We start from the raw sequence: 8022 nt of genomic DNA, 5'->3' as shown, positions 1-8022 counted from the left end.
GCTCCGGGGACCTGCCCGGAGCCGGCGGGCTCGGGGGGCGCAGCCATCCCCTCGGCTGAGGCGGGCGCACGCGTTAGCGTGCCCGCATGATCCTCGAACCCGTGCGCGCCGGGGGCGTCCTCCCCGCACCCCTGCTCGCCGAACTGACCGCGCTGTACGCCTCCCAGCAGGCGTTCCACACGCTCAGCGGGGAGTTCCCCGACCCGGCGGACATCCGGCCGGAGCAGGTCGCGGCCGCGGTCGCCGCCGAACTGGCCCAGCCCGACGGGGAGGTGCTGCTCGCTCGCGTGGACGGCCGCCCGGTCGCGGTCGTGAACACACTGGCCCACCACCTTGACCCGGCCGACCCCGATCCATGGATCGGCCTGCTGCTGGTCGACGCGGGCCAGCAGGGCCGGGGCTACGGGCGCCGGGCCGCCGAACTGACCGAGGCCCGCTTCCGCACAGCCGGCCGCCACGCGGTCCGCCTCGCCGTCCTCGACGGCAACGACGCGGGCCTGGCCTTCTGGAAGTCCCTCGGCTACGCACCCCTGGCCCACCGCCGCGACCGCACCCTGAACCGCCCGTGCACGGTCCTGCGGAAGGTGCTGCGCACGCCGAGGCCGGCCGCCCGTACCGCCGTGATCGACCCGGAGGGCGCCGTGTTCCTCTTCCGGTACGACAACTTCGAGGTCGGCGTGCACTGGGCGCTCCCCGGCGGCGGACTCGAACCCGGCGAGACCCCCCGCGAGGGCGCCGCACGGGAACTGGCCGAGGAGACCGGCTGGACCGACCTCGTCCCCGGCCCCCTGCTGTGCACCTGGGAGCACGACTTCACCCGCGCCGGCGTCCCGGTCCGCCAGCACGAGCACATCTACGTCACCCCCGGCCCCCGCCGCGAACCCACCGCCTCCGCCCGCGCCACCCACTCCACCGAGGGCATCCTGGGCGGCCGCTGGTGGACCCCCGCCGAACTCGTCGGCCCCGCCGAGCCCGTATGGCCGCCGGACCTGGGGCGACTGCTGGCCGAGCGGACGCACTGACTCCCGGCCGTGGGACCATCTGACGTGCTCGACATCGGCTACGCCCTTTCCAACCGCTTCCCGGACCCCCCGCAGACGGACTACCGCCGGGCGGACGTCCGCGCGCTGCGGCACGACCTGTTCTGCGGGGACGTCTACCTCGCCGACACCAAGTCGGACCAGGAGCTGTCCACAGCCTGGGGATGGGTACCGGTGCTGGACTTCGCGTGGGCGCTGTGCGACATCGCGGAGCGGCTGGACCAGGACCCGCTGGGCTCGCGTGCCGCCCGTCCGCAGCGCGCGGAGCTGGACTTCACCGAGTCCACGGACCGCATGCTGTTCGAGCGCCGGTTCGGCTGGGTGGACATCGAGTCGGACTGGATGCCCGCCGAGGAGCCCCCGCTGAGCTTCTCGCACGCCGAGTTCCGCCGCGAGGCCCGCGACTTCCTGCACGACGTCATCGCGGACCTGACCGACATGCACGAGGATCTCGCGGACAACCCGGCGATCTGGACCCTCCAGGCCCGCTACCCCCGCATCCCGTAACCCCCTGTCCCCGCTGTCCCTCCTGGCCCCGCTGTCCCAGCTATCCCCGCACCCTGATCCCCAGCTCCGCCGCCAGCAGCGGGGCGAGGTCCAGCAGCTGGCCGGTGTCGATCAGCGCCCCGGAGAGCCGGTCCAGGCCGCGGGTGATCTCCAGCGGAGCGGCCCCGCGCAGGTCGACGTCCTTCAGGGTGGCGCGGGAGAGGTCGGCGGCCTTCAGCGCGCAGTCCACGAACTCCACCCGCTCCAGCCGGGCCCCGCCGAAGTCGGGCTCCACCAGGACGCAGGACTCGAAGACCACGTCCTTCAACCGGGCCTGGCGCAGGTTGAGGAAGTCGAGCTTGCCGCCGCGCACCACGACCCGCTCCAGCACCGCGCCGTGCAGCTGGGCGCCGCCGAGCCGGGGTGAGCGGAACTCCACGTCCCGGAAGGTCGCCTCGGCGAGCTGGGTGCCGACGCCCCGCACCCCGTCCAGCACCGAGTCCAGCACCCGGGCCCGGCCGAGCCCGGTGTCGTCCAGTACGCAGCCGGTCAGCGCGCAGTCCATGAAACGGGCGCCGCCGCCATGCTGTCCGGACAGGTCCGCCTCCTGGAACTCCAGCCCGTCGTAGTCCCCGTCCCGCTCCAGTTCCGCGTCCGCCCAGGGGGTCAGGGGCGGCAGCCGCAGGTCCGGGCGCCGCGCGCCCCGTACCGCCGTCGTGCCGTCCGTGCCCGTGCTGCCCGTGCTGCCCGTGCTGCCCGTACCCACGGCTCGCCTTGTCGCCATGTGCCCATGCTGCACCCCGGTACTGACAGCGCCTTGACCTCAAGAGCAGTCGAGGTCGGAGAGTGGCCCACGGCAGCGAGAGAACGCGAACCTCAGGGGGTCCCGTGCACGCCGTCCGTCTGCACGCCTTCGGTCCGGCCGAGAACCTGACGTACGAGCGGACCGACGACCCCTCCCCCGGCCCCGGCCAGGTGCGGATCGCGGTCGCGGCGGCCGGGGTGCATCTGCTGGACACGGCCCTGCGGGAGGGGCGGCGAGGTCCGCTGCCCGAGCGGCCCACCCTGCCGACCGTGCCGGGCCGGGAGGTCGCCGGGGTGGTGGACGCACTCGGTGCAGGCGTGGACGGGGCGTGGCTCGGCCGGCGGGTCGTCGCCCACCTGGGCTTCGCGCCGGGCGGGTACGCGGAACTCGCCGTGACGGATGCGGCACGGCTGCACGCGGTCCCGGAGGGCCTGGGTCTCGCCGAGGCCGTCGCCATGATCGGCAGCGGCCGTACCGCGCTCGGCGTCGCGGGGTTCGCGGAGCCGGGCCCCGAGTCCGTGGTGGTCGTACCGGCGGCGGCCGGGGGCATCGGCATGCTCCTGGTGCAGCACGCGCGGAACGCCGGGGCGACCGTCGTCGGCCTGGCGGGCGGCGGGCGGAAGACCGCGCTGGTCCGGGCGAACGGCGCCGATCTCGCCGTCGACTACACCCGGCCCGACTGGGCCGCCGAGGTCCGCGCGGGCCTCGGCGCCAGAGCCGCCACGCTCGTCTACGACGGGGTCGGCGGCGAGGTGGCCCGCGAGGCCGTCGCCCTGCTCGGGCCCGGCGGACGCCATCTGGTCTTCGGATGGTCGGCCGAGGGCATCGGCGAGGAGGGCCGGGGCCACTTCGTGGCGGGGGTGTCGGAGTCCGTCCTCGGGCCGGAGCTGGTGCGGCGCGGCGGCGGCCTGCGCGCCCTGGAGGAACGGGCTCTGGCCGAGGCGGCCGCCGGGCGGCTGCGGCCGGCCGTCACCCGTTTCCCGCTCGCCGGGGCGGCCGCCGCGCACCGGGCGCTCCAGACGCGCGGCACGGTCGGGAAAGTGGTGCTGGAGCCATGAGGAAGCGCTCCGGCACCGGAGGGTGAGGGCCCCGGACGCGGATGCGATACGTCCCGATCCATGGTGTTCTGGCGAGATGAGCATCGGCCGAACGGGTGAGCCCGTTCCGGTCCCCGCCGGAACCGAGGCAGCCGATCCCCACCGCTGGTGGGGCCTGGTCGTGATAGCGCTGGCCCAGCTGATGGTGGTGCTGGACGCGACGATCGTGAACATCGCCCTCCCCTCCGCCCAAGCCGACCTCCACATGTCCGACGGCAACCGGCAGTGGGTGATCACGGCGTACACCCTCGCCTTCGGCGGACTGCTGCTCCTGGGCGGGCGGATCGCGGACCTGGTGGGGCGCAAACGCACCTTCGTCATCGGCCTGACCGGCTTCGCGGCGGCCTCCGCGCTGGGCGGCGCGGCGGGCGGTCCCGGCATGCTGTTCGGCGCCCGCGCCCTCCAGGGCGTCTTCGCGGCCCTGCTCGCGCCGTCCGCGCTGTCCCTGCTGACCACGACGTTCACCGACCCACGTGAGCGCGGCAAGGCGTTCGGCATCTACGGCGCGCTCGCGGGCAGCGGCTCGGCGATCGGGTTCATCGTGGGCGGGCTGCTCACCGAGTACCTGAACTGGCGCTGGTGCCTCTACGTCAACGTGCCCATTGCCGTGGTCGCCGTCCTCGGCGCCCTCGTGCTGCTGCGCGACCGCCCCGGCCACGGCGGCGGCACCGCCCGGTTGGACGCACTCGGCGCGGTGCTCGGCTGCGGCGGTCTGGTGGCCGTCGTCTACGGCTTCAGCGAGGCCCAGCCGCGCGGCTGGACCGATCCGCTGGTGCTGGCGCTGTTCGCGGCCGGGATCGTGCTGCTGGTGCTGTTCGTGTGGTGGCAGAACCGCGCTCCGAGCCCGCTGCTGCCGCTGCACGTCGTCCGCGACCGCGACCGCGCGGGCTGCTTCCTGACGATGCTGCTCGCGGTCATCGGCATGTTCGGGCTGTTCCTGTTCATGACCTACTACCTCCAGGTCATTCTGGGCTGGTCCCCCGTCCGGGCGGGCCTCGGCTTCCTGCCGCTGACCGCCGCGATCATCATCGGCTCGACCCAGCTGTCGGCCCGGCTGCTGAACCGGGTGCCGCCGCGCCTGCTGATGGTGCCCGGCCTGCTGCTGGCCACCGCCGGGCTGCTGCTGCTGACGCGGATGACGGTGCACTCCTCGTACGCCTCGGAGATCCTGCCCGCGCTGCTGCTGCTCGGGCTCGGCATGGGCCTTACCTTCATGCCGGTGTTCGCCACCGCCACGGCTGGGGTCGCCCCGCGCGACTCCGGGGTCACCTCGGCGACCGTCAACACCGCCCAGCAGGTCGGCGGCTCCATCGGCACGTCGCTGCTCAACACCATCGCCACCACCAGCGCGGCCGCGTATGTCGCCGCGCGGCTGCGGGGTCCCGCCGGCCGGGCGGCCGTGGTCCCGGCGGGCCTCGTGCACGGCTACACGGTGGCGATCTGGTGGGCGGCCGCGGTGATGCTGCTGGCGGCCGTGGTCGCGGGCGTGATGGTCACGGCGAAACCCCCGCGGCACGGGCTGCCGGCGAGGGCGCAGGTACGGGAGTCGGTGGGCTGAGCGGGCCGACGGCGCGGTCAGCCGGACGGCGCGGCCGGGGTACGCAACGGCTTCCGCGTACTCCCCCGGTCCCGCACCAGCGGGTGGCAGGCGAGCCCGATCAGCGCGGCCAGCGCGTGCCCGACGTCGGTGAAGGTGCGGCCGTGGACGAGCGGGACGGTGAAGACGGCGAGCAGCACGGCCAGGTACGGGTACCGCCAGGGCGACGCGATCCGGTACGTCAGCACGCCCATCACCCCCGCGAGGGCGTAACTCACCCCGATGTCCAGCGTGTTGACCGCCGAGGCCGGAGCGTGCCCGTCGTTCACGGCTCGCAACAGCGCCAGCTCGCTGATCAGTGTGGCCAGCACATGCGCGGTCGCGCACACCACCAGCCACCGGGCCGTCCCCAGCCACCGCTCCGCCTGCGCGTGGAAGACGCTGTACGCGACCGCGTACGGCAGCCAGCGCCCCCCGTCGATCCACATCGCGCTCGTGATCAGCACCCGCACCGGGTTCTGCGACAGCTCATGGATGTTGGTCGACCGCTGCCGCAGAAACTCCCTCTCGAACTGCGGCGACATATGGTGCAGCGCCACCGTGGTGACGAACAGCACAGCGAGCCACACCCAGGTACCGGGCGCGGACCGCACGTAGGCCGCCCCCGCCCGGAACCCTCGTCGCACTCCGCCGACCCGGCTCATGTCCGTCAGTATGGGCGGCCGGACGCGCCGGGCGCCTGGCGAGGGACCGTCGGCCCGGTCCCGGCCGCCGACGGGCACCCCTGACAGACACGTCCCCTCACAGACACGCCCCCGGACGGACCATCCCCGGGGATACCGGATCAACCGGTCATACCGTACGCGGTATGAAGAGATGTCACCTCGCATATCTCGCCTGTAGCACGGCGCTCGTGAGCGCGTGTGTGGGGGCGGTCCCCGCAGCCGCCGCTCATCGCACCCTCGTGGTCCGTCCGGGCGAGTCGATCCAGAAGGCCGTCGACACCGCCAGGTCCGGCGACACCGTGCTGGTGCTCGCCGGCACCTACCACGAGAGCGTCCAGATCGGCAGGGACCGCATCACGCTGCGCGGCGCGGGCGCCCGCACGGTCCTCAAGCCCGCCGCCGTCAAGACCGGCAAGGACGCCGGCACCTGCGCCCAGAAGGGCAACGGCATCTGCGTCCTCGGCACCAAGAAGAGGAACGTCGAGGGCGTCACCGTCTCCGACCTCACCGTCACCGGGTTCGCCCGCGCCGGGGTGTTCGGCATGGCCACCGACCGCCTGACGGTCCACCATGTGCACGCCGTCGACAACACCACCTGGGGCATCGCCCAGGAACGCTCCACCGGCGGTGTGTTCCGCGAGAACGTCGCCGAGCGCAACGGTGACGCGGGGCTCTTCCTCGCCAACACCATCAAGGAGGAGGCGGGCGCGTACGACGCCGGGCGGACCCTGGTTGAGGACAACCGGCTCCGGGACAACCGCATCGGCGTCACCGTCCGCCGCCTGCGCGACGTGACGGTCTCGGACAACGGCATCAGCGGCAACTGCGCCGGTGTCTTCGTCGTCGGCGACGAGAACAAGCCGAAGGCCGGTCACCTCACCGTCGCCCGCAACCGGGTCGTCGAGAACAACAAGTCCTGCCCGAAGACCGCGCGTCTGCCCGCCATCCAGGGCTCCGGCATCGTGCTGACCGGCGTCGAGCAGACCCGTGTGACCGGCAACTACGTGCGCGGCAACGCCGGCAAGTCGCCGCTCTCCGGCGGCATCGTGCTCTTCAAGAGCCTGGTCGGCGCCACCGGTGTGAACAACCGCGTGGACGGCAACACGCTGTCGGCCAACGCCCCCGCGGACCTGGTGAACACGGACACGGGCAAGGGCAACCGCTTCGAGCGCAACTCCTGCCGGGCCTCGAAGCCCGCGGGCCTGTGCTGACCGCCCGCCCGCTGCCCATCGATGACCGAAGAAGGCCGAAGAACGAGAAAGGGCGGCAGATGACGACCGCTGAGACAGCCCCACCGCCCCCCATGCGCCTGCGCGAGCTGGTGTTCGGGGCGGCCTGCGCCGCCGCCGTCCGGGCCGCCGCCCGGCTCGGCGTCGCCGACGCCCTCGGGGACGAGCCGACGCCCGTGGAGGACCTGGCGGCCTCGGTGAAGACCGAGCCCAAGCCGCTGCGCCGGCTGCTGCGCGCCCTGTCCTGCTACGGCGTCTTCGCCGAGCGCCCGGACGGCACCTTCACGCACACCGACATGTCCCGCCTGCTGCGCGAGGACGACCCCCACAGCCTGCGCGCCATCGCCCTGTGGTGCACCGAGCCGTGGACCTGGGACGCCTGGCCCCGGCTGGACGAGGCCGTGCGCACCGGGGACAACGTCGTGGAGTCCCTCTACGGCAAGGAGTTCTTCACCTACCTCAACGAGGACGCCCCCGAGTCCGCGGACGTCTTCAACCAGGCCATGACCCGCTCCAGCGAGCAGTCGGCCCGCGAGGTCGCCGCCCTGCTCGACCTGTCCGGCGCCTCCTCGGTGGCGGACTGCGGCGGCGGCCAGGGCCACGTGGTGGCCTGCCTGCTCGACAAGTACCCGACCATGCGCGGCAGTCTGCTGGACCTGCCCCGCGTGGTCGAGAACGCCCTGCCCCGCCTGCGTACCGGCGACCTCGCCGGCCGCGCCGAGATCGTGCCCGGTGACGTGCGCGCCTCGGTCCCGGTGAAGGCCGACGTCTACGTCATCAAGAACATCCTGGAGTGGGACGACGAGAGCACCGCCCGGCTGCTCGGCAACGTCGTCGCCGCGGGCGGCCCCGGCACCCGCGTCATCGTCATCGAGAACCTCGTCGACGACACCCCCTCGATGCGCTTCAGCACCGCGATGGACCTGCTGCTCCTGCTCAACGTGGGCGGCGCCAAGCACACCACCGAGTCCATGACCGGCCGGCTCACCTCGGCGGGCCTGGTCGTGGACGGCATCCGTCCCGTCAACCCGTATCTGCACGCCTTCGAGTGCCACGTCGCCGGCTGACCGGAGACAGCACCCGGAAGACCGGCCGCCGGGCCC

Annotated in this window: 8 protein-coding genes; 6 read left to right on the top strand and 2 right to left on the bottom strand. The window is 73.4% G+C overall.

Annotated features, from left to right (window positions below; genetic code table 11):
• The first annotated feature begins 86 nt into the window (after nt 1-86).
• A complete protein-coding gene (locus ACFWN1_RS30020; protein WP_384368803.1) occupies nt 87-1022 on the top strand; it encodes a GNAT family N-acetyltransferase in 936 nt (311 codons plus the stop codon).
• Between the two features lie 24 nt (nt 1023-1046).
• Entirely contained in the window at nt 1047-1547 is a 501-nt protein-coding gene (locus ACFWN1_RS30015) for a hypothetical protein (RefSeq protein WP_384368806.1), read from the top strand.
• A 40-nt stretch (nt 1548-1587) separates the two neighbouring features.
• Here ACFWN1_RS30015 and ACFWN1_RS30010 read toward each other — a convergent pair whose 3' ends face one another.
• On the bottom strand, nt 1588-2310 hold the full coding sequence (locus ACFWN1_RS30010) for a pentapeptide repeat-containing protein (RefSeq protein ID WP_384368800.1): 723 nt from the start codon (nt 2308-2310) through the stop codon (nt 1588-1590).
• 104 nt (nt 2311-2414) lie between these two features.
• On the opposite strand from ACFWN1_RS30010, the gene ACFWN1_RS30005 reads away from it, so the two are divergent.
• On the top strand, nt 2415-3389 hold the full coding sequence (locus tag ACFWN1_RS30005; protein WP_384368797.1) for a zinc-binding dehydrogenase: 975 nt from the start codon (nt 2415-2417) through the stop codon (nt 3387-3389).
• Between the two features lie 76 nt (nt 3390-3465).
• Nucleotides 3466-4986, top strand: a complete 1521-nt coding sequence (locus ACFWN1_RS30000; protein ID WP_384368794.1) for a DHA2 family efflux MFS transporter permease subunit — start codon at nt 3466-3468, stop codon at nt 4984-4986.
• Nucleotides 4987-5003: 17 nt separating this feature from the next.
• On the opposite strand, the gene ACFWN1_RS29995 is transcribed toward ACFWN1_RS30000, so the two are convergent.
• Entirely contained in the window at nt 5004-5669 is a 666-nt protein-coding gene (locus ACFWN1_RS29995) for a rhomboid-like protein (protein WP_384368791.1), read from the bottom strand.
• A gap of 164 nt (nt 5670-5833) precedes the next feature.
• Between ACFWN1_RS29995 and ACFWN1_RS29990 the strand changes: the two genes are divergently transcribed.
• Both ACFWN1_RS29990 and ACFWN1_RS29985 read left to right on the top strand, forming a co-directional pair.
• Nucleotides 5834-6901 (top strand): nitrous oxide reductase family maturation protein NosD, encoded by a 1068-nt coding sequence (locus tag ACFWN1_RS29990; RefSeq protein WP_384368787.1) that lies wholly within the window; start codon nt 5834-5836, stop codon nt 6899-6901.
• A 59-nt stretch (nt 6902-6960) separates the two neighbouring features.
• A complete protein-coding gene (locus ACFWN1_RS29985; RefSeq protein ID WP_384368784.1) occupies nt 6961-7986 on the top strand; it encodes a methyltransferase in 1026 nt (341 codons plus the stop codon).
• Nucleotides 7987-8022 lie beyond the last annotated feature (36 nt).

The sequence above is a fragment of the Streptomyces sp. NPDC058459 genome (assembly GCF_042721685.1).
Taxonomy (GTDB): Bacteria; Actinomycetota; Actinomycetes; order Streptomycetales; family Streptomycetaceae; genus Streptomyces.
Note: the sequence above shows the minus strand (reverse complement) of the source record. Positions and strands in the feature narration are given on the sequence as shown.